The sequence below is a fragment of the Planococcus beijingensis genome, assembly GCF_016820615.1.
Classification (GTDB): Bacteria; Bacillota; Bacilli; order Bacillales_A; family Planococcaceae; genus Planococcus; species Planococcus notacanthi.
This window is the reverse complement of record NZ_JADHDZ010000002.1, coordinates 75,259-94,901: the sequence shown is the minus strand read 5'-3', so window position 1 is coordinate 94,901 and position 19,643 is coordinate 75,259. Positions and strand designations below refer to the sequence as shown.

The 19,643-nt window shown below is 47.1% G+C and carries 18 protein-coding genes; 3 read left to right on the top strand and 15 right to left on the bottom strand.

Annotated features, from left to right (window positions below; genetic code table 11):
* The first annotated feature begins 354 nt into the window (after positions 1–354).
* Positions 355–1,881, top strand: coding sequence for an AbgT family transporter (locus tag IRE19_RS06640; RefSeq protein ID WP_203339776.1), 1,527 nt, complete (start codon positions 355–357; stop codon positions 1,879–1,881).
* 39 nt (positions 1,882–1,920) lie between these two features.
* On the opposite strand, the gene IRE19_RS06635 is transcribed toward IRE19_RS06640, so the two are convergent.
* From IRE19_RS06635 to IRE19_RS06565, 15 genes are all read right to left on the bottom strand, one after another.
* Positions 1,921–2,676 (bottom strand): prepilin peptidase, encoded by a 756-nt coding sequence (locus tag IRE19_RS06635; RefSeq protein ID WP_203339775.1) that lies wholly within the window; start codon positions 2,674–2,676, stop codon positions 1,921–1,923.
* A 333-nt stretch (positions 2,677–3,009) separates the two neighbouring features.
* Positions 3,010–3,762: a pilus assembly protein PilO gene (locus IRE19_RS06630; RefSeq protein WP_203339774.1), complete on the bottom strand. Its 753-nt coding sequence runs from the start codon at positions 3,760–3,762 to the stop codon at positions 3,010–3,012.
* On the bottom strand, positions 3,759–4,523 hold the full coding sequence (locus IRE19_RS06625; protein ID WP_203339773.1) for a PilN domain-containing protein: 765 nt from the start codon (positions 4,521–4,523) through the stop codon (positions 3,759–3,761). Before IRE19_RS06625 ends, IRE19_RS06630 begins: the two co-directional genes overlap by 4 nt.
* A 6-nt stretch (positions 4,524–4,529) precedes the next feature.
* A complete protein-coding gene (pilM, locus tag IRE19_RS06620; RefSeq protein ID WP_203339772.1) occupies positions 4,530–5,468 on the bottom strand; it encodes a type IV pilus biogenesis protein PilM in 939 nt (312 codons plus the stop codon).
* Positions 5,469–5,505: 37 nt separating this feature from the next.
* Entirely contained in the window at positions 5,506–5,985 is a 480-nt protein-coding gene (locus IRE19_RS06615; protein ID WP_284700305.1) for a prepilin-type N-terminal cleavage/methylation domain-containing protein, read from the bottom strand.
* A gap of 132 nt (positions 5,986–6,117) precedes the next feature.
* Complete coding sequence (locus IRE19_RS06610) at positions 6,118–7,329, bottom strand: type II secretion system F family protein (protein ID WP_203339771.1); 1,212 nt, start codon at positions 7,327–7,329, stop codon at positions 6,118–6,120.
* A gap of 1 nt (position 7,330) precedes the next feature.
* Positions 7,331–8,374 carry a type IV pilus twitching motility protein PilT gene (locus tag IRE19_RS06605; RefSeq protein ID WP_203339770.1) on the bottom strand — a complete coding sequence of 348 codons (1,044 nt, stop codon included), beginning with the start codon at positions 8,372–8,374 and terminating at the stop codon, positions 7,331–7,333.
* Between the two features lie 3 nt (positions 8,375–8,377).
* Positions 8,378–10,036 (bottom strand): GspE/PulE family protein, encoded by a 1,659-nt coding sequence (locus IRE19_RS06600; RefSeq protein WP_203339769.1) that lies wholly within the window; start codon positions 10,034–10,036, stop codon positions 8,378–8,380.
* Between the two features lie 22 nt (positions 10,037–10,058).
* A complete protein-coding gene (locus tag IRE19_RS06595) occupies positions 10,059–11,594 on the bottom strand; it encodes a VanW family protein (RefSeq protein WP_203339768.1) in 1,536 nt (511 codons plus the stop codon).
* A complete protein-coding gene (locus tag IRE19_RS06590) occupies positions 11,587–11,994 on the bottom strand; it encodes a hypothetical protein (RefSeq protein WP_203339767.1) in 408 nt (135 codons plus the stop codon). The genes IRE19_RS06595 and IRE19_RS06590 overlap by 8 nt, the downstream gene beginning before the upstream one ends.
* A gap of 34 nt (positions 11,995–12,028) precedes the next feature.
* Positions 12,029–13,405, bottom strand: coding sequence for a hypothetical protein (locus IRE19_RS06585; RefSeq protein ID WP_203339766.1), 1,377 nt, complete (start codon positions 13,403–13,405; stop codon positions 12,029–12,031).
* 15 nt (positions 13,406–13,420) lie between these two features.
* The gene (locus IRE19_RS06580) at positions 13,421–13,897 is read right to left on the bottom strand and encodes a prepilin-type N-terminal cleavage/methylation domain-containing protein (RefSeq protein ID WP_203339765.1); all 477 of its coding nucleotides are present in this window, start codon (positions 13,895–13,897) and stop codon (positions 13,421–13,423) included.
* Position 13,898: 1 nt separating this feature from the next.
* Positions 13,899–14,483 carry a type IV pilus modification PilV family protein gene (locus IRE19_RS06575; protein ID WP_203339764.1) on the bottom strand — a complete coding sequence of 195 codons (585 nt, stop codon included), beginning with the start codon at positions 14,481–14,483 and terminating at the stop codon, positions 13,899–13,901.
* Between the two features lie 219 nt (positions 14,484–14,702).
* A complete protein-coding gene (locus IRE19_RS06570) occupies positions 14,703–16,406 on the bottom strand; it encodes a sensor domain-containing diguanylate cyclase (RefSeq protein WP_203339763.1) in 1,704 nt (567 codons plus the stop codon).
* A 51-nt stretch (positions 16,407–16,457) separates the two neighbouring features.
* Positions 16,458–17,642, bottom strand: coding sequence for a bifunctional folylpolyglutamate synthase/dihydrofolate synthase (locus IRE19_RS06565; RefSeq protein WP_203339762.1), 1,185 nt, complete (start codon positions 17,640–17,642; stop codon positions 16,458–16,460).
* Between the two features lie 72 nt (positions 17,643–17,714).
* Between IRE19_RS06565 and IRE19_RS06560 the strand changes: the two genes are divergently transcribed.
* Together IRE19_RS06560 and IRE19_RS06555 are read left to right on the top strand one after the other, a co-directional pair.
* Positions 17,715–18,578, top strand: coding sequence for an ATP-grasp domain-containing protein (locus tag IRE19_RS06560; protein WP_203339761.1), 864 nt, complete (start codon positions 17,715–17,717; stop codon positions 18,576–18,578).
* Entirely contained in the window at positions 18,575–19,372 is a 798-nt protein-coding gene (locus IRE19_RS06555; protein WP_203339760.1) for an ATP-grasp domain-containing protein, read from the top strand. The genes IRE19_RS06560 and IRE19_RS06555 overlap by 4 nt, the downstream gene beginning before the upstream one ends.
* Positions 19,373–19,643 lie beyond the last annotated feature (271 nt).

Here is a 19,643-nt window from a genome sequence, read left to right as displayed (position 1 = left end):
AAGAATCATACCATCCCTGACAGCACTCAACAAACCATCAAAAATCATTTTTGCCCTTCAGCAGGCGTTCAAAAATCATTTTTCAGTTAGTTTTTTCTTGAAAGCGCTGTGTGCTGTCATCTAAAATTCACATTTGCTTTGTTCACGAATATCCGACAAAAGCTGTAGCGACAAGGTTTTTATGTCAAGCACAAAATTCTTCTAACATTATCCAAAATTAGCATTATTGGCACTTTTTTATAGCGATTCACTTCATTAAAAAGAGCTATTATAATGAAATTTGGCTTTTAATTTCTGAAAATTATTATTATGAAATAGTTTTCACCAATTCTTTTAGCAAAGGAGCTGTCTTTTTTGAAGACAAAGCGCAAAGGTTTATTTCAGAAATCGCTGGATCGCATCGAGCTGATCGGCAACAAGCTGCCTCATCCGGTGACCTTGTTCGCCCTGCTCGCACTTGCCGTCCTTGTGATTTCCTCTATCATCTCGGCAATCGGCATTACCGTCGAACATCCGGGCCAGGAAGGCGAAATCATTGAAGTCAAGAACCTGCTGAATGCAGAAGGCATTCAATACATATTTGCCAGCATGGTCGATAATTTCATCGGATTCGCTCCGCTAGGCGTTGTCCTGGTCACCATGTTGGGTATCGGAATTGCGGAACGCACAGGACTCATCAGTGCTGTACTGCGGGCTTTCGTCCTATCCGTTCCGAAGTTCTTGATCACAGGAGGACTGGTATTCGCTGGAATCATGTCCAGTGTTGCTTCTGACGCCGGGTATGTGGTCCTCCCCCCACTTGGTGCTGTCATTTTCGCGGCGCTCGGACGCCATCCATTGGCTGGTCTTGCCGCAGCATTTGCCGGTGTATCCGCCGGATTCTCGGCAAACCTGCTGCTGTCTGCCACTGATGCCATGCTCGGTGAAATGACGATCGCGGCAGCAGCGATCATCGATCCGACTTATGCAGAAGGCATGAACATTGCCATGAACTATTACTTCATCATCGCTTCGGTCTTCCTGTTGACCGTCGTTGGCGCAATCGTTACAGAAAAAGTGGTTGAGCCGCGTCTTGGTGAATACAAAGGGCAATACCGCGAAGACTTGAACGGCTTGACCGCTGAAGAAAAGAAAGGCCTTCTATGGGCTGGAATTTCCGTATTGGTCGGAATTATCCTGACTGCCTTGTTGATCGTTCCAGAAAACGGCGTCTTGCGCGCTGAAGACGGCGGCATCGTCCAGTCGCCATTCATGAGTTCATTGGTGCCGATCATTACGATCCTGTTCTTCATCCCTGGATTGTTCTACGGTATCGCCACCAAGAACATCCGCAGCGATAAAGACGTCGCTGCGCATTTGACGGATACGATGGCTGCCATGGGAATGTTCATCGTCCTGGCCTTCACCGCCGGACAGTTCGTCGCCTATTTCACAGAATCAAATATTGGAATGGTGCTTGGCGTCTACGGAGCTGAAGCACTCGAAGCCGCTAATTTGACAGGCATTCCGTTGATCATTGGTTTTATTGTGGTCACTGGAATCATTAACCTGTTCATCGGTTCGGCTTCTGCGAAATGGGCCATGATGGCGCCTGTCTTTGTACCGATCATGATGCAGCTCGGCTACTCGCCCGAACTGACGCAGATGGCTTACCGCATCGCGGATTCGTCAACGAACATCATCACGCCATTGATGACGTATTTCGCCATCATTATCGCTTTTGCCCAGAAATACGATAAGAAAATGGGCATCGGTACATTGATTTCGGTCATGTTCCCGTACTCCATCTTCTTCATGATCTTCTGGTCATTGATGCTGATTGTCTGGATGCTGTTCGGCCTTGATCTGGGTCCTGCATCACCGATTCTTTATTCAAAATAAAATAACAAAAAGCTCAAGGGAACATTCCCTTGAGCTTTTTTATAGCCAAAAATTCCAGTACCAAGCAAGCATGGCGTCGCCCCAGAAATAGACGATGACGGCGGCCGCTGCAATCGAAGGGCCGAACGGAATCGGTGTCTTGCGCCCTTTATTCATTACACGCAGCTGAATGATGCCGACGATCGCGCCGATGAACGATGCAAAGAACAAGGTCATCAAGGTGCCGGCTGTTCCGAGCACCAATCCGATAACGAAGAACAGCTTGATGTCCCCGCCCCCCATGCCGCCTTTGGAGACGACAGCGATCAGGAACAGCAATGAAAATCCAATGGCAGCGCCGAGCAGGCTATCCCACCACGGATCAAGCGGAATGGCCAAACGCAAGCCCAGCAGCACCACCGCAAACGGCAGCAGCACTTTATCCGGAATAAGCATATAAGCGATGTCCGACACGGTGATGATCACCAGCATTGAAACGAACAAGAGCGCTACGATCAGCTCCGGCGTAAACCCGAACACCAAGTACGACGCCACAAATAAAACCGCCGTGACTGCTTCCATCAACGGATAGACCCAATGGATTTTCGAACCGCATGTCCGGCATTGGCCTTTCAGAAACAGATACGAGAACACCGGCACCAGGTCAAGCGCGGTCAATCGGCGCTGGCAATTGGTGCAATGGGAAGGCGGATAAGCGATCGATTCCTTTTTCGGCACGCGCAAGCCCACCACATTGAAAAACGACCCAAAGACGAGCCCGAACAGTGAAATGAAAACAGAATAAGTCAGTACCATAGAAACCCTCTTTGCTTTAGTTTATTTTTGGTGATATTTCATAAGCAGCCTCACTTTTCGGTAGGAGGCTTCGGTGTTTTATTCTATATTGTTGGTGAAAAAACGGTTGATGGATGCTTTCCGCGGGCGAAAAGCGAATGAAAGAACTTTTGTTTGCGGAATACTGGTTTTATTTGCGGAATCTGCTCGGTTGTTTGCGGAATTCTGAGTTTGTTTGCGGAATAACACCGGTTGTTTGCAGAATCCGTCCCTTTGTTTGCAGAACGGCCTTAACGGGCTCTTCGTTCCTTTTCTACCAAAAAGAGAGAAATCACGATGATTTCTCTCTTTCATTTATTCCTCATCTGAAGCTGCGGCGTTTTCTTCGACATTGACTTCAACATCTACAGAAACGTCTGCGTCTTCTTCCTCTTCAGCTAAAGCCGTGCCGTCATTTTGCGGCAGCGGATTGACTTTTCCTGCCGGCGCCGGAGCGTCGACTTTCGGCAAAGTGTCTGCGAGCGCGATCAGATCGGGGCGGAAATAAGCCGAGAAGGTCAAGTTGACGTCAAGCGGTTCGCCCACTTGGTCGGTGGATGTAACTTCTTCATTCGAACCGAAATCAATGGCTTCGACGATCATAATGCGTTCCATCGCTTCGACTTCTTCAATGAACGTTGTGATTTCTTTATAGTCATTTGCTTTAACAGTGACGGTCGTCAGCACTTCCTGCAGGTTTTCGAGCCCTTCGACCGGTACCGGCAGTTCCACCAAACCTTCGGTGATGCCAATATTGTCGATCAAAGTACCGGAAATCAATTCAGCTTGTTCGATCTGCAAAACAATCAGCTCCGTCAACGCTTCGACAGAGACTTTCTGCTGCAGGTTGCTGGTGCTTATTTTTTCACCTTCCGGCAATTCCTTCAGCTGCGTCTGCAGTGCGATCAACACGTCGCGCTCAGAGCTCAAAGTCTGTTCTGCTTGAAGCCGTGATTCCTTTGCAGGTGCGTATAAAGAGAAATAGGAATATGCCGCAAGTGCCAGCAGGAAAATGACAGCCAACACAATCAGCGCTTTTTCTTTTTGGCTTTTCGATAAACTGCTCATTGGCCTTCCCCTCCTGTTTCTGCTGGAGCGGTTTCAGCCGGTTCAACCGTTTCGGCAGGCGCTTCGGTCTCCGTATTGACTTCCACATCGACATCCACGTCTTCCACAGGTTCTTCCACCGCTTCTTCTTCCGTGACAGCTTCCCCTTCAACTGAAACAGCCGTGTCGTCCGTTGGAATACGTTCGTCGATAAAGACCAGTGTATAGGTAGCTATGTAACGCGGCGTTTCTTGAATGACTGCTTTTTCAACAACAACGCCTTCTTCCGTTTCGGCGGAATCAAGTTCGTTTTGGGCGACGCTGTCCAGTGTGGCAGTTTCAATCAGCTCAGATGCTTTCAGTTGCGCCAAATAATATGCAGCTTCGCGTGCTGTATCAAACTGGACCGACAAAATTGCCTGGTCCAATCCGGTGTAGGAAAAGCTTTCAAAAAATCCGCGTGCCGGCAAGATCGACACCAATTCCTCAAGCAGCGGCACCGTATCAAATTGATAGCTTTCCGCCCAGTCGACCGTCGCTTTTAATTGCTGTTCTTCGTTCATGCCTTGCGCCGCTTCGAGTTGGGCACGGATGGCCTTCTGTTCAGCAGCCACTTGCACACTTTGCGAGGCGAGAACGGCCTGTTCATCTTCATGGGAGCCTGCCAAAAACGCCAATACGCCCCAAATGATGACGGCCAATAATAAAATCGAAATCGCCGCAATCAGAAAAGCGGGACGGTCCCGTTCTTTTTGCGGCAATAAGTTAATATCAACTAACATAAACTCTTACACCTCTTTCAGCGCGAGACCGATGGCCCGGTTAAAGCGTCTTGCAACATCTTTTTCGTCGCCGCATGGAATGACGTCGATGACGAGCGGCGAAACAGGAATCTGAAAACGCAATTCCAAACTTTTCTGGAAAGACGGCCAGTCGTAGAATTCACCGTTGCAGATGATTTTCGTGATGCCGATTTCGCCGTTGTTCATATTGTAGCGGTAAAAGTTCGCCAGTTTTTCGGCTTCGATTTCAATGGTCTCCATGACCGCGGTACGGTCTGCTGAGAATGGATCTTCAATCTCGAGATCCACGGGCCGCATGAACATCGGAAAATGTTCATGGAAAATCGACACGGTCATCTTTTTCGACTGCAGGTCGATGAGCATGATGTGCTCGTCTTCCTGGAAATCATGCTGTAGGTAGCCTAAACGATATAGCGCGAGCGGTGTAATGTCAGCGACGACCGCTTTTAATTTCACCTGGTCAAATGCATCTTCATAGGACTGCATGACCGATTCTTTGGAAGCAATGATGATCGCTTCCGGCTCTTCGTCTTCCTGGTGGTACGGCACCACATCGAAGACGGGATCTTCGAAGGGCAAGTAAAGCGTCGAACCGATTTCAATGAAGAAGTGGCCTTTCAATTCATCGGCTTCGACATCTTCGGGGTAAGGTACTTTGCGGATAATAACGAATTCGTCAGGGGCGAGGAAGCGGACTGACTTCTTAGAGAGACCCCACTGATTGACAGCCTTATCGAGTTCCGATGCCAGCGCTTCCGGGTCGACGATCTTGCCTTCTTCGATGATGCCGGCGGGAAGAAGCTGTTCTTCCGCGCAATTCAGCTCAATCGGTTCAGAGGATTTCAAGTCGACATGACGAATCGCGTCTTCTTCTATTGTAATGGTGACGACGCGTGCTTTTCTCGATAAAAACGATAAGGCCATTTTTTCAGCTCCTAGAAATATCTTGTAATATTATCTTCTATTCACCATCATCATCTGATGATGCTGCTGATATAGTTTTAGCAGCTTCTGGATCACTACCTTTTTGTTCGTCAGCATTAATAGCTTCAACTGTTGCATTTGAAAAAGAAACTTTTTTGCTACCAGAATAAGTAATATCAGCATATGTCAGAGTAACTGCACCCTCAGTATTTTTTTTGATAAGATTACTAGTTGCTACTGGATCATCTAAAGTCCCAGCATTATCCAAGTACCCATTTTCTAATTCAGCAATTGTCACATCATCTTCATCTGCATTTTCAGCAAAATAAATATTTGCTGCATTTAAAGCATTCAAAGCATCCGATTTAACAGCACTATAACGACTATTCTCAATAATATTCCCAATCGCCGGAATCGCAATCGCAGCAATAATCGCGATGATAACGATAACCGCCAATAGCTCGATCAACGTCATACCTTTTTCGTTGTTCAATTTCTTCTGTAGATATTTTTTCATTTTCTTTCCCCCTATTTTTTTACTTTTATATACTACTTTGAGTACAGCTCAATTATAACAATAGTACCAATTTAAGCAATAGCTGTTTATTGTTTTTTTACAAAATATTTTCAATTTTAATCACTAAATGCACTATAAATTATCTACGTTCTGGAACATCTCGAACATCGGCATCATAATAGCAAGGACTATTGTCCCGACTAAGGCCGCTAATAGCACAATCATCAATGGTTCTATCAACGCTTTTAATCTGTCAGTTTCAGCTTCCACTTCCTTCTCATAGAACTCCGCGACTTTGCTGAGCATGTGATCGAGTGAACCGGTTTGCTCTCCGATCGATATCATATGCGGAATCAACGGCGGAAATGCCCAGTGCTTGCGCATCGGTTCTGTCAAGGAGCCGCCTCTCTCCAGTGAATCGCGGGAGGATAGGATGACTTTCGACATGACCGCATTGCCCACCACTTTTTCGGTCATCGTCAAGCATTGCAGGATCGGCACGGAACTCGAGAACAACGAACTTAAGGTCCGCGTCAAACGCGCCAATGCCGATTTCTGCAAAATCTTACCGAAGATTGGAATCTTCAAAAGCAGCGTATCCAGGATCATAGTGCCTTGCGGATTTTTGCGCATCAGCCAGATGACAGCAGCAATCCCCACTCCTCCAAGCAGCAGTAAATACCAGTAGCCTTGTACAAAGTCGGACGCGCCCATGACGATTTGTGTGATCATCGGCAGCTCGCCGCCGAAGCCTGCGAACATATCGGCAAACATCGGCACGATAGAAGATAACAGGAAAATGACGACGCCGATTGCCAAAATCCCTACGACAACTGGATAAGACATAGCCGAAACGACTTTCTGTCTGGTCTGGTACGCCTTGTCGTAATGAGTTGCGAGGCTTTCCAATGAATCGTCGATATTCCCTGACATTTCCCCCGCTTTGACCAAATTGATCGTCAAAGGTTCAAAGATTTTCGGGTATTTTGCCAGCGAGTCTGACAATGAATTGCCTTTTCGCAGCTCCTCAGCGATTTCCGACAACGCTTTTCGCAGCGCTTTGGACTCGACTTGCTGTGACAGGATGTGGATGGAATCGACAATGGTCACTCCCGCACGCATCAAGGTCGAAAACTGGCGCAGGAACATGATAAACTGATCGCGTTTCACCGGATTGCCGATGACGATGTCTTTTTGCAGCGCCGTAGTCGGAATTTCACGGATATCGATGACGCGTATGCCTTCTTCACGCAGTTTGGCCACCGCATCCCGGCGATTGTTGGCAACGGCGATGCCGGTACGGATTTTTTTACGGTCGCGCCCTTCATATTTAAAACGGGCCACGTTATTCCGCTCCTTTCAAATAAGGCTGCGCAATTTCCCGCGTAATCTTGCCTTTTTTCAAAAGTTCCTGCACGGAAGTCTCCATCATGTGCATACCCGCCGCCCGGTTGGTCAAAATGACGTTCGGGATCTGATGGACTTTTTCCGAACGGATCAAGTTGGCGATGGCCGGATTGGATATCATGATTTCGGTCGCAGCAACACGTCCTTTGCCATCGGCTGTCGGCAACAGGCGCTGTGAGATGACCGCTTTGATGATTCCACCGAGTTGCGTCCGGATTTGCGCATGCTGTTCGTGCGGGAAAACGTCAATGATCCGTTCAATGGTCGAAGCCGCACTGGACGTGTGGAGCGTCCCCATGACCAAGTGGCCGGTTTCAGCGGCGGTGATGGCAGTGGTGATCGTTTCCAGATCGCGCATCTCACCGACCAAAATCACATCCGGATCCTGTCGAAGTGCTGCACGCAGGCCATTGGCAAACGAATTCGTATCAAAACCGACTTCGCGCTGGTCGATGACCGACGTGCCGTGCTTGTGCATGTATTCAATCGGGTCTTCCAACGTGATGATGTGTTTGGTCATGTGTTCATTCATATAGCGGATCATGGCCGCCAAAGTCGTCGATTTTCCGGATCCTGTTGGGCCGGTCACCAATATCAGCCCTTGATGGGTATCCGCCAGTTTTTTCAGAGTATCGGGCATCTGCAGGTCGTCGATGGTCGGGATGCGGGATGGGATGGTCCGGAATGCGTGAGAAATCGAACCGCGCTGATGGAACGAGTTGACGCGGTAGCGAGCGACGCCGGGAATTGAATAGGAATAATCCATTTCGCCTTTTTCCAGGAATGTATCCCATAAGGATTCCGGCATCAATACTTTGGCGATTGCCATCGTGTCTTCGGGCATCAACCGTTTATCGCCGAATTGGACCAAAGTGCCATTCATCCGGAAGACAGGTGGAATGCCGGTGGTCATATGGATATCGGAGACGTTGCGTTCCCTCGCTTCAGTCAATACATGGTCGATGAAAGTCGTAGTAGTCATGGGCTAGTCTGTCATGGCAACGCGAAGTACTTCTTCCGTCGTTGTCATGCCCTCCTTTACTTTTAATAAGCCGTCGTCGATGAGGAAGATGGTTTTATTTCTTATGGCGATTTCACGGATTTCTGCTGCGGTTCCGCCGCGGTTGATGACATCTTTGATGGCTTCGTCCACCACCAGCACTTCGTGTATAGCCATGCGGCCTTTATAGCCGCTCATATTGCATTGTGGACAACCGGTTCCTCGGGAAATGGTCTCGATCGCGATACCGCGTTTGGCGAAGATTTCTTTTTCGCGAAGCGTAGCCACTTGGGTTTCCCGGCAATCCCGGCAGACACGGCGGATCAGCCGCTGTGCCACAACGGCGTTCAAGGAAGCTGTTACGAGGAAGGGCTCGATGCCCATGTCCATCAGACGGGTGATCGAAGCGATCGAGTCGTTCGTATGGATGGTGCTGAGCACCAAATGCCCCGTCAACGAAGCCCTTATGGAAATATCGGCCGTTTCCTTGTCACGGATTTCCCCCACCATGACAATATCGGGGTCCTGGCGCAAAATTGATCGCAGCCCGGCCGCAAAAGTCAGTCCGACATTGGAGTTCACTTGGATCTGATTGATCCCTTCCAATTGGTACTCGACTGGGTCTTCAACGGTAATGATATTGACTTCTTCTGAGTTGAGTTTGTTCAAGGCCGCATACAGCGTCGACGATTTCCCCGAACCCGTCGGACCCGAAATAAGGATGATGCCGTTCGGCTTATCGATTTCATGCATGAAACGTTCCATGTTCAAGTCGTTGAATCCAAGTTTGGAGATGTCCGTCAAATTCTGGCTCAAGTCCAAAATCCGCATAACGATTTTCTCGCCAAAAACCGTCGGCAGGGACGACACACGCAGATCTATCGCACGGAAATCCACTGTGGTCTTGATCCGGCCATCCTGCGGAATCCGGTTTTCGGTGATGTCCAGATTCGCCAAAATCTTGATGCGCGCGGTGATCATCTGCTGCATGGTCTTTGGCAGGATCCGCTCGGTGCGGAGAGTGCCGTCGATCCGGTAGCGCACAAGAATGCGGTTTTCCTGCGGGTCGAAATGGACGTCGCTGGCTTTTTGGGAGACGGCGTTCGACAGGATCTGATTGACCAGACGGACAATCGGCGCATCCATGTCATCCAGATCGTTTTGCTGTTCTTCTGCTGCCTGCGGCAATTCCTCCAGCAGTTCGTCATACGATTCTTCGTCGTAGTATTTCGCAATGGTCCTGACGATGTCTTCCTTAGAAGCAATCGTCGGTTCAATCTGGAAACCGGTCGCCAGCCGAAGGTCGTCAATGGTGATGAAATCCGTCGGGTCGCTCATGGCAATAAACAGCCGGTCGCCTTCTGTCTTGAGCGGCACCAGCAGTTTGCGCTTGGCAAATTCTTTTGGCACCACGTTGAACAGCATCGGATCGAACGGATAGCGGAACAGCGAAACACGCGGAATGCCGAGTTGGACTTCCAGTGTTTCAATCAATTGCTGCTCCGTGATGATTCCCCGCTGAAGCAAGGCGTCTCCCAGCTTTTGATCATTCTGTTTGCCATTCAGCGTTTCCTGCAGTTCTTCAGGAGTCAACAGCCCCTGTTCAACCAATATATCGCCTAACCTTCTTCTGACAATCGCCAATTCAATCTCTCCTTCCTTGCACTTACTTTGGCACTAAATTTCCGCCTTTATCATAGACAGGCTTATCGGCTGGTTCTTTGGATTCTTCGGTCTGCACCGGTGTTGCCGGAGCAGTTGGAACGTCATGCACCCCATCACCATTGGCATCAATAAACCCTGGTTGTCCCGCAACAGGAGTCGTTGGCGTAGCGCCGTCATGGACCCCATCTCCGTTAGTGTCGACAAAGCCCGGTTGGCCGGCGACAGGTATGGTCGGCGTTGCTGGAGCTCCGTCGTGGATGCCATCGCCGTTGGCATCAACAAATCCGGGTTGGCCGGCTATCGGAACAACCGGAGTTGTCCCATCATGAATGCCGTCTCCATTGGCATCGACAAATCCGGGTTGACCTGCGATAGGAACAGTGGCTGCCGGTGCTTCAGGTTTCGTCAACGGATACACTTCCACACGATGGACCGGCGGATAAAAGTCGTTCGATACTGTTTCGACTTCCACTTCTTCATTGCCATCCAAAACCGTCCGGATGACAGTTAAGCGTTTTCCGGCTCGCCCTTTTTCTTCGACTTTATTGCCGCTTGTAACAAATGCACTGTATTGCTTGATCAGCCGCGGTTCGATATCGGTTTCTTCTGTAACTCCGATTGTATAGGTGTGCAGGAACGGATAGCCGCTAAGCGACGCATCGACTGATCCGCTGTCTTTGGACATGTTCAAAGTGAATGAACTGGCATTCGGGTTTGTGAAAACAAAGTCGATGCCAAGCCCTCGATTGATTGCGGCTTCCTGTCCGGCAGGTATCAAAGCCGGCACTTGCGAACCGATGCTGCGCTCGTCGATGCTGAAGTTCGATTGCAGCAAAGCACCATATATGGCGGAGGCAATCTGTGTCAATTCGCTATCGCTGATATCGCTCAGCGGCAGCTCAGCAATAAACTCAAGAAATGAAAATCTGGTTGAAGGCGCCAATTGGATGCCGTCCAATGCCTCGATGACAATGGAACTGCCTTTACTGGAAAGAGATGCCGGAAATACAATATCCGATACTTTTTCACGGGCAATGCCCAGCGCATCATCGCTGATCGTGACAACAGTTTTGGTTTGGCCCGCTTGCAAGGCCGTTTCTAACTTTTCATTAATAAGGGCTAGATCAGGTTCCGTAAAATCGGCAACCGGAAAATGCTGTGCCAGAAAAGCTGCTGTTGTTGCTTCAGGCAATTTAAACACAAAATTATTCTGAGATCCTGTTTCAGCATTTCGAACAGTTTCATCCAACAGAATTTCTGCATTTTCAAGCGGATAAGCCGCTGTTGCATCTTGATACGTGACATGCAGCTCAGCATCTGACCGCCAAGTTTCAGATTGGCCTGCAAACATCATTTTGGCCGACTCCACTTCCATATTGGAGACATCTGTTGTACCAATATACGTATTGTCGCCAAATTCTTCTGTCGGAAACAGCCAGTTGTCTACAGCATATGCCCCAACATTTGCCGTTCCGAATACAAAAACCGCAATGCCGAATACGGCTGCGAAAGCAAGTCCAAATAATTTATTATCCACGAGTAATCTCCTCTCGATCAGCAGCAATCGACTGCATGCCGAACGGCTTCGGCTTTTCAGACGTTTTTTCAACTTGCGGGACTGTTTCTTCCACCGCTAAATAAGTCTTTGCTTTTTGCTGTTTCAACTGCCGGCGTTCCTCGGCCAGACGCTGTTTTTCAACCTGTTCTTTTTCGATGATTTTCATAAAGGCGAAAGATGCCAGGAACGAAACTCCCAGTAGGGCTAGGGCAACCAGGTACCAGGCATATGTCCCTTGCATCCCGACGGCCGCCGCAGCAGCGGCAAGCCCACCCCCGGCAATGGTCATGCGCTTGATGAGCGGAACCTGTTTGAAAAGTAAATAAGCAAGCGGTAAAACCACTGCTGCTATGATGATGAAAATCAGTATGCGTATCATATAAATCCTCCTGTTGGTTAATTGTATCCAGCTGTCAATACTCTACTTCGTAATCAAATCCTGGGTCTATATTGTCTGCAGTCGGAGAGCCATTGACGGAAACATTGCAAAGACTTAAGAAATCCGTATAGTTGGTTATTTTTTTGACATGCTGATTTGTCTGGAAGTAATTTTTCCCGGTGGATGAATAATAGATCAGCCAGCTGCCTTCATTGACTGTGATTTGATTGCCGAAGTTGATGATGTCCGATTCTGTAATCCTGTCTGCATCCAAACAAAATTTTGCATTTGTCTTCAAGGTGATATTGTTGCTCACTTTCAACTCGGCAAGAGTTGCTGCATTGTTATGGCCCAATACCACAATGGTCGAATTTTCGATATTTTGCGAGTTGTTGCTGACCTTCAATTCCTTTAGCACTAAAACTGCATTTGACGTGTTGTTCAAATTTTGGACCGATAATTGGCCATTGATGTAGATTTTGACATTTTCCAGCCCATTCATGTTTTTTGTTACGGTATCTTCACTGCCATAGACGACAATGCTGATGCCTTCGAGGTCTTTGGAGTTGCAGTTGGCGATCTCGGCTTTATCAGGATTGCCATTTGGGTCGCAGACATTTGCCAAATAATTATTGGTGTAGACCATGAAGTCTTTCGGTGCCAGGTTATGCGGTTGAGCTTTCAACTTCAACAGCAGATCCGCTATCTTCTCATCCGCTCCTAGCGTGCATTCATAATAAGGCTCGATGTCTTCATCTGTATATTTCTTGGTGTTCAAGAAATCGTTACAGGATAGAGAAGGAGGATTTTTGTAGATATCGTCATAAATGATCTGTGTAGATTTTGTCAGGAACGTATCGGGGACGGCCACATAAAAAATGACGGCTAATGTATTTTCGGCATCCGCTCCACCTTGTTTTGCTGTCCCTTTCAGTTGGATCTCCACTTTGATGCTTTTGTCGTCGGCAATTTCGGAAACAGCGGATTTTACCGTATAGTCTATTTGCCCATCCAATGAAACGGTTCGACGGTAATAGTCTCCCGCATCTTCCAGATTTTTGACTTTATCCTGGATAACGGCAGTGTACTCTTTAATTTTCCTGTCATTTAAAACTTCGACTTCAGCAGCAAAATTGCACCCCTTGCATTGCTTTAGACTATCCAGCCGTTCATTGATGTCTTTCTGGATTTTCAGCAGTTCCATCTCCAATTCTTTTTCAAAGCTTGCCGTATAGTACAGGACACCCATTTCAGCCGCCGCCACTGACTGGTTGGATGTATCCACGGTTCGTTCCTGCGTCGCATGGTTCAGTGAACCTGCCAGAAATACGGCTGAAAACCCCAGAACCAAAATCACGGCCAACAATACAATCAGCAGCGCATACCCTTTTTCGTTCGTTATAATTTTCAATACGCTGCCTCCTGTCTATCGATCGGTTAAGATTCGCGTCAATTTTGTTTCCACTTCCGCTTCCAGTTCACCTTGAAGATCGGTGACTTTCAGCACCAGTTTGACATGGTTTTTTTTCGGCAGAATGCGGTTTGTTTCATCCAGCAACGCAAAGTCTGTGCCGTTGACCGATCCTTTATGCAAAAAGTCTTGCTGCGTGATTTTTTTAAATCCGTTACAATTTTCGATTCCGGCACCATCCGCATCACAAGAATTGATTTCCAATTGGCCATTTGCCAGCCTCAAGTAATAATGGTCACTCCGTCTATGTTCATTGACCAGTTTGGTGACTATTAAATTCGCTTCCTGCTGAAGTTGTGTTTTGCTGGTTTCAGCAGCACTGTGTTTCATGCCGATCGTAAGGGCTGTCCATGCGATGCCGGCTATAAGTGAAACCAACAGCAAGGCTGCCAGGACTTCGACCAATGTCACACCTTTTTCACTTTTTTCCATATCAGCCACCTCCGCTTTCGCTTGTGGCCTGTGGAATAGCGTCGTATTTAATATAGGAATAGGTTTCGCTGCTCAGTAATTGATTGTCATAGGCTTTCAGATGCACTTTGAACAGTTTGTTGCTGTCTGCGGCCTGACATGGCAGTTCTCCCGATTGAACCAAATCAATTTTTTTAAACGGTTCACAACTCAGATAAATATCAGCTTCATAACGAAAGTCTCCATTTTTTTCAAAACGCAGGTAATTCGGATTCGAGGAGACGTATACATACTGACGTGCCAGCATCGCTTTTTTCAACATTTCCTGATCCAGCGACATGGCATCATGCGATCCTGTTGCCATCACTTTGCTCCAAATGAATTGTTCGTCAAAACGGTCGCTGCCATCTATTTTCTTATTGCCGAACATCACCAGTTCCGCCACTTCCTGCCTTGCTAAGTTCATGGTATCCAGCTTGGTCTCTGTTTTAGCATTAAAGACTGTCATTTGAGGAAAAATAGACATGATCCCAACAAACAGAATCCCTAATATGACGATTGCCGCCAATACTTCCACTAAAGTCAATCCTCGGTCGTTTAAGGTCATCTGTCCTATTCCCCCACAATCAATCATAATTATATTCCTATTTATTCCTAATATAAGAATCTTTTTATCTAATCATTGCTTAGCTACATTATTACACTCTTTTTGCTCTCCTGAATAGTGTTTTTTCTGGAATAAACATGATTTCCTCAAAAAAATTTAATAATATATTTCTCTAAATAGGAAAAAAGACCGCAGACAGGCGTCAGCCCATCTACAGTCTTATTTTGAATACGCCGCAACTTTATTCCGTCCAGCTTGCTTTGCTCCAATATATAGCGCACGGTCCGCGTTCCGGATCAGAGACATGCCTTCGTCGCTGTCATCCGGCGCTGTGGATACGCCGATGCTTAAGGTGATGTGGACGATTTGCTGTCCCCGGTCTTCCCCTAAGTCGTTTTCTATCATGAAGTCGTGCTTCTCGATGCGTTTGCGCAGATTTTCTGCCAGCAGCACGGCTATATCCTTACTGTAATTCGGCAACAGGATGACGAATTCTTCGCCGCCGTAGCGGGCGATGGTTCCTTCATCGCCAAACTCTTCCCGCAAAATATCAGCCAATTGCACAAGAATATCGTTTCCGCTCTGGTGTCCGTACCGGTCATTGATGCTCTTGAAATGATCGATGTCCATCATGACCAAAGACAATTGCTCGAGACGGCCTTCATTCATTTCCTTAATGCAACTTTCCAGACTTTCGTCCAGATAGCGATAATTATATAACTTGGTCAATCCGCAGCGTTCACTTTTGGCAATGACTTTTTGCATATACCCTGCTTTTTCCACCGATACGGCGAAATAAGTACTGAGGATTTCCAAAATTTGAAGCTGGTGCTTGGCAAAAGCGTATTTCTTTTTAGAAGCTAAAATCAGTACACCCTCGGTTTTATTGTTTCGGGCAATCGGCGTGGCCATCAAACTCTCTGTATCTTCTGGCAGGTTGCCGGTGACATAATCCGCCCATTGGCTTTTTTCATCAAAGATGAACGAGTCGTTGGTGACGATGACATGTCCAGCAACTCCCCGATTATAAGGAAGTGACTCAATTTCACGGGGCTGCAATTGATTATTTTCATAAAGCCGCAACATTTGCTGTTGGCCATCACGGTAATCGACGATATAGGCATATTCAACTTTGAACATCTTGGCAACCTCTACAACAAATTGGTCAAGCACTTCATTCGCTTCCAGACGATCTGCAAGCTGATGTCCAATATCTCCAGCCCGTTTCAAGTCAATATTGACTTGTTCTGAGCTGGTGAACTTTTTCATGACCGCTGCCATAATGAAAAACGGCACACCCAGCAATACAAGCGCCGGAATTCCGATATGCGACTCAAACAAATACAAAGCGACCGCAAAAGGGAAAATCACAAACATCAAGGCAAAATCCCAAATGGCGTCGACCGAAAAGAATTTGCTCCGACCACCTGTCGTGTAGTCATATAAGTGATAAATGATTTGATTAATCAATACGGAAAGCACCTGGAATATCAAGCCATACAAAATGACATGCGACATTTCCAATGTTCCGATTTGGCCGCCTGCCCCTATGAAAGCCAATCCTGCTATTAATGAGACAAAGAAAAACATCAGCGAGTTGAAAGGAATCCGCACCGATTGTTCTTCATTGGTTCGAATACGGTACAGCACAATCAACATGCTCAATTGGGATACCAGCATTTCGATAAAAAGTCCATATTTCAGAAACAGCGCCACTGTTACCCATTGCACCAAAAATGTCGAGGCTCCATTGATGTTCATCGGCATCAAACTCATCAAAATAAAAAACAGAATGTACGCCATTAAGTTCCACGGATCTGCTACAGATGGCGGGAAGAAACGGTAAACAATCACTAAGCCTGCCGGAACAATCAATGCCCATAGGCACCATAAAACGATTTTTCGGTTAAATTTCTCCCCCATGACATCTTTCCTTTCTGAAACGAATTAGTGAGGTATAGACCAGGGTATGATTTATTGGTAATTCTTGAAAAAGACGTTCGCTGAGTTTCGAAGAAGTGTAAGAAGATGTAACGAACCTGTGACTATAGTCTTTTCTTTGTTATTCGATACAGGTAATATATCACACATATTTGTAATTGTCTTTCTTTTACTGCAACTTTCTTTAAATAGTTCTGCAGCTGGCAATGCCCGTTCATTATCAAAGTCTACAAAGGTGAAATGATCACTGATCGTCTCCAAATGGCGGAGTACGCTCCGATAATCTTTATCTTTGAAGATTCCCATGACGATATGGATAGGGTCATCCGGAAATGTGTCTCTTATGGTAGCAATCAAGGCTTCGGCACTCGCCTGATTATGGGCACCGTCAAAAATAACATCAGGAAATACTTCTTCAAAACGGTACGGCAAAGTAGCTGAAGAAAGCCCAAGCCCCGCTTTTTCCTCGCTAAAGTTCAGGCCCAGCAGTTCTTTAGCGGCTTCCAACGCCAGTTGGGCATTTTTTTGTTGATGCGGCCCTTTCAGTTTCAGCGGTACATCAATTTGTCCAGCCGGCCGGATGACTTCTGCATGTAAACGGTCAGCTGTCTCCTGGATAATTTCCAGAGACTCAAGCGGCAGTTCCCCTATGACCACCGGCTTCCATTTCTTGATGATTCCTGCTTTATGGCGTGTAATTTCTTCTATAGTTTCTCCCAGAAAATTCGTGTGTTCAATGGAAATGGAAGGAATGATGGAAAGTTCGGGATTGATGACGTTCGTGCTGTCAAGCGCTCCCCCCATGCCTGCTTCAATGATGGAAAAATCAGGTGCCTGCTGCTGGAAAGCGATAAAGGCGGCCGCCGTCAAGAGTTCAAAATCCGTTAACGGTGTCTTTATTTTGCTTAACTGCTCCATCACTTGCTCAAGTTCCACTGGGTCGATCGGCTCTCCATTCATTTGGATCTGGTCATGGAGATCTTCAAGGCAAGGAGAAAAGAAATTCCCGACACTGTAGCCATGCGCCTGAAGGATTGCCGACAGGAATGTAGCTGTCGATCCTTTGCCGTTGGTGCCAGCCAGATGAATGAATCTACCGTTTTTATGCGGGTTCCCCAATTCGTCCAATGCCCCTGTAATAGCTTCCAGACCCGGTTGAATCGAAGCATCTGTATGAATATTCCATTTGTCTTTGTATTGTTCGAGTCCAATTATCATTTTGAAGCCTCTTTTCTGCGGTAAACATGATACACTTTTTGAGTATGATTATAGCACGAAGGTGGAATGGATATGACGAGTTGTTGGGTTATTTACAACGGAAGCTTAGTTTCCGATAAGTTTGCAGATCAGGCCAGGCTTGTTGCCGAAGCAGCAGAACGTGCTGGCATCACTGTCAAAATCATGAAAAATTACGAAACTGTCATGGATTTATCTGTTACTTTCAGTATACCTGATTTCGCAATTTTATTGGATAAAGATATATTGCTTGGATATTTTTTGAAAAGCCGGGGAGTCCCAGTTTATAATGACCCTTCTGTCATTGATTTATGTGATAATAAAGCCACACAATACGTCCAATTGGCTGCAAAAGGTTTGCCGATGCCACGGACCATTGTGGCTCCGAAAGTCTATCCGAATTTCTCTATACTGGATTCGGGCTATTTCGAAGGAGTCATTGATCGTCTCGGGTTGCCGATGGTCATCAAGGAAGGGCATGGCTCTTTTGGCATGAAGGTCTACTTGATTGAAACTGAGGAACAATTCTACGAAAAAGTCGACAGCCTGCGGGGCATCGATTATGTGTTCCAAGAGTTTATCGCCTCCAGCCGGGGGCGCGATATCCGTGTCAATATCGTCGGCGGACAGATTGTGGCTGCCATGTACCGCCATTCGGAAACCGATTTCCGCGCCAACATCACCAATGGCGGTGTCGCTTCACCCATAGAACTGACGGAATCACAACGGGAACTCGCCTTATCGGCTGCTGAAGCAGTTGGTGCAACGTTTGCGGGTGTCGATTTGTTGTTTGGTGAAAACGACCAGCCCTTGGTTTGTGAAGTGAATGCCGCTGCCCATATCCGCAATATCCTCAATGTCACAGGAGTTAATGTTGCAGACGCCATGATCGCTTATATACGGGAGGACTTAGCATGAAACTTCTCTATGAAACTAAAGATGCCGAACGCAATCAAGGGTTTATTGAAGAGCTGCAGCGCTTTGGTGATTTTGATCTGATCCAATGGGACGACTGGAGCGAAGAAGGCTTGGCCATGCTTGTGGATAAGTTGTGCGGGGATATCGTGCTCTTCCGCACGCGGCGTCCGGAAGCGGCCCGTTTTCTAGAGGCTCAAGGCATCCATTTAGTGAACCGCGCCGAAGTCAACCGCACCGCCAACGACAAATGGCAAAGCTATCAACTGCTTTTGCTGCTTGGCGTTCCGGCAGTACCGACATACCGGGAAGCCACGGAGTATCCGTGCATCGCCAAAACCGTGGACGGCCATGGCGGTTCGGAAGTGTGGCTTATTCATTCGGCTGATGAAATTCCACCAGCCACTTCCCCGCTGATTTTTCAGCCGGTTGTTGAACATGTGGCAGACGTTCGCGCCTATGTCATCGGCACAGAAGTAGTGGGTGCGGTTAAACGCAGTTCCACTGGTGACTTTAAAGCCAATTATTCACTTGGTGGCCATGCTGAGAAATACATGTTGAGTGCTGTCCAAGAAAAAGATGTCTTGCGGATTGCCCGTGCCTTGAACAGCGACTATATCGGCATCGACTTTCTTCTATTAGAAGACGGCCGGCATCTATTCAATGAAATCGAAGATCCCGTCGGCGCCCGTTCGTTCTACGAAACGCACGATGAAAACATTGCTGAATTAGTAGTGGAGCATGTCCGGAAACTGGAAAAGCATGCCCCGTTTCGGCGGGAAGATCGTCCTCAGTAGTTAGTGAGCTACTATAAATCGCTTCGGTCGATTTGGGCTGAGTTCCTAAAGTAAGAGTTATAAAACTCCTGCTTCTGCATCGCTTCGCTAGCTTCGAAGCAAAGAAAATAACCCAAACTTCCTTTGGCTTATTTCCTTGTCTAGCCCGCAGACTCGCCGGCGCTAAGAGATTCAGGAAATTCGAAGTGAGTATTTAGTTTCCATTTTTAAATAACTAGTTTAGAGCTATGCAAGCTGAACTGAAGACTAACTTTTTTATTCCTTATGTTCT

Bases quoted from the DNA above. Each gene is read 5' to 3' on its own strand.
- IRE19_RS06635 (WP_203339775.1), bottom strand. From the start codon at position 2,676: ATGGTACTGACTTATTCTGTTTTCATTTCACTGTTCGGGCTCGTCTTT.
- IRE19_RS06630 (WP_203339774.1), bottom strand. From the start codon at position 3,762: ATGAGCAGTTTATCGAAAAGCCAAAAAGAAAAAGCGCTGATTGTGTTG.
- IRE19_RS06625 (WP_203339773.1), bottom strand. From the start codon at position 4,523: ATGTTAGTTGATATTAACTTATTGCCGCAAAAAGAACGGGACCGTCCC.
- pilM (WP_203339772.1), bottom strand. From the start codon at position 5,468: ATGGCCTTATCGTTTTTATCGAGAAAAGCACGCGTCGTCACCATTACA.
- IRE19_RS06615 (WP_284700305.1), bottom strand. From the start codon at position 5,985: ATGAAAAAATATCTACAGAAGAAATTGAACAACGAAAAAGGTATGACG.
- IRE19_RS06605 (WP_203339770.1), bottom strand. From the start codon at position 8,374: ATGACTACTACGACTTTCATCGACCATGTATTGACTGAAGCGAGGGAA.
- IRE19_RS06590 (WP_203339767.1), bottom strand. From the start codon at position 11,994: ATGATACGCATACTGATTTTCATCATCATAGCAGCAGTGGTTTTACCG.
- IRE19_RS06580 (WP_203339765.1), bottom strand. From the start codon at position 13,897: ATGGAAAAAAGTGAAAAAGGTGTGACATTGGTCGAAGTCCTGGCAGCC.
- IRE19_RS06575 (WP_203339764.1), bottom strand. From the start codon at position 14,483: ATGACCTTAAACGACCGAGGATTGACTTTAGTGGAAGTATTGGCGGCA.
- IRE19_RS06570 (WP_203339763.1), bottom strand. From the start codon at position 16,406: ATGGGGGAGAAATTTAACCGAAAAATCGTTTTATGGTGCCTATGGGCA.
- IRE19_RS06565 (WP_203339762.1), bottom strand. From the start codon at position 17,642: ATGATAATTGGACTCGAACAATACAAAGACAAATGGAATATTCATACA.
- IRE19_RS06560 (WP_203339761.1), top strand. From the start codon at position 17,715: ATGACGAGTTGTTGGGTTATTTACAACGGAAGCTTAGTTTCCGATAAG.
- IRE19_RS06555 (WP_203339760.1), top strand. From the start codon at position 18,575: ATGAAACTTCTCTATGAAACTAAAGATGCCGAACGCAATCAAGGGTTT.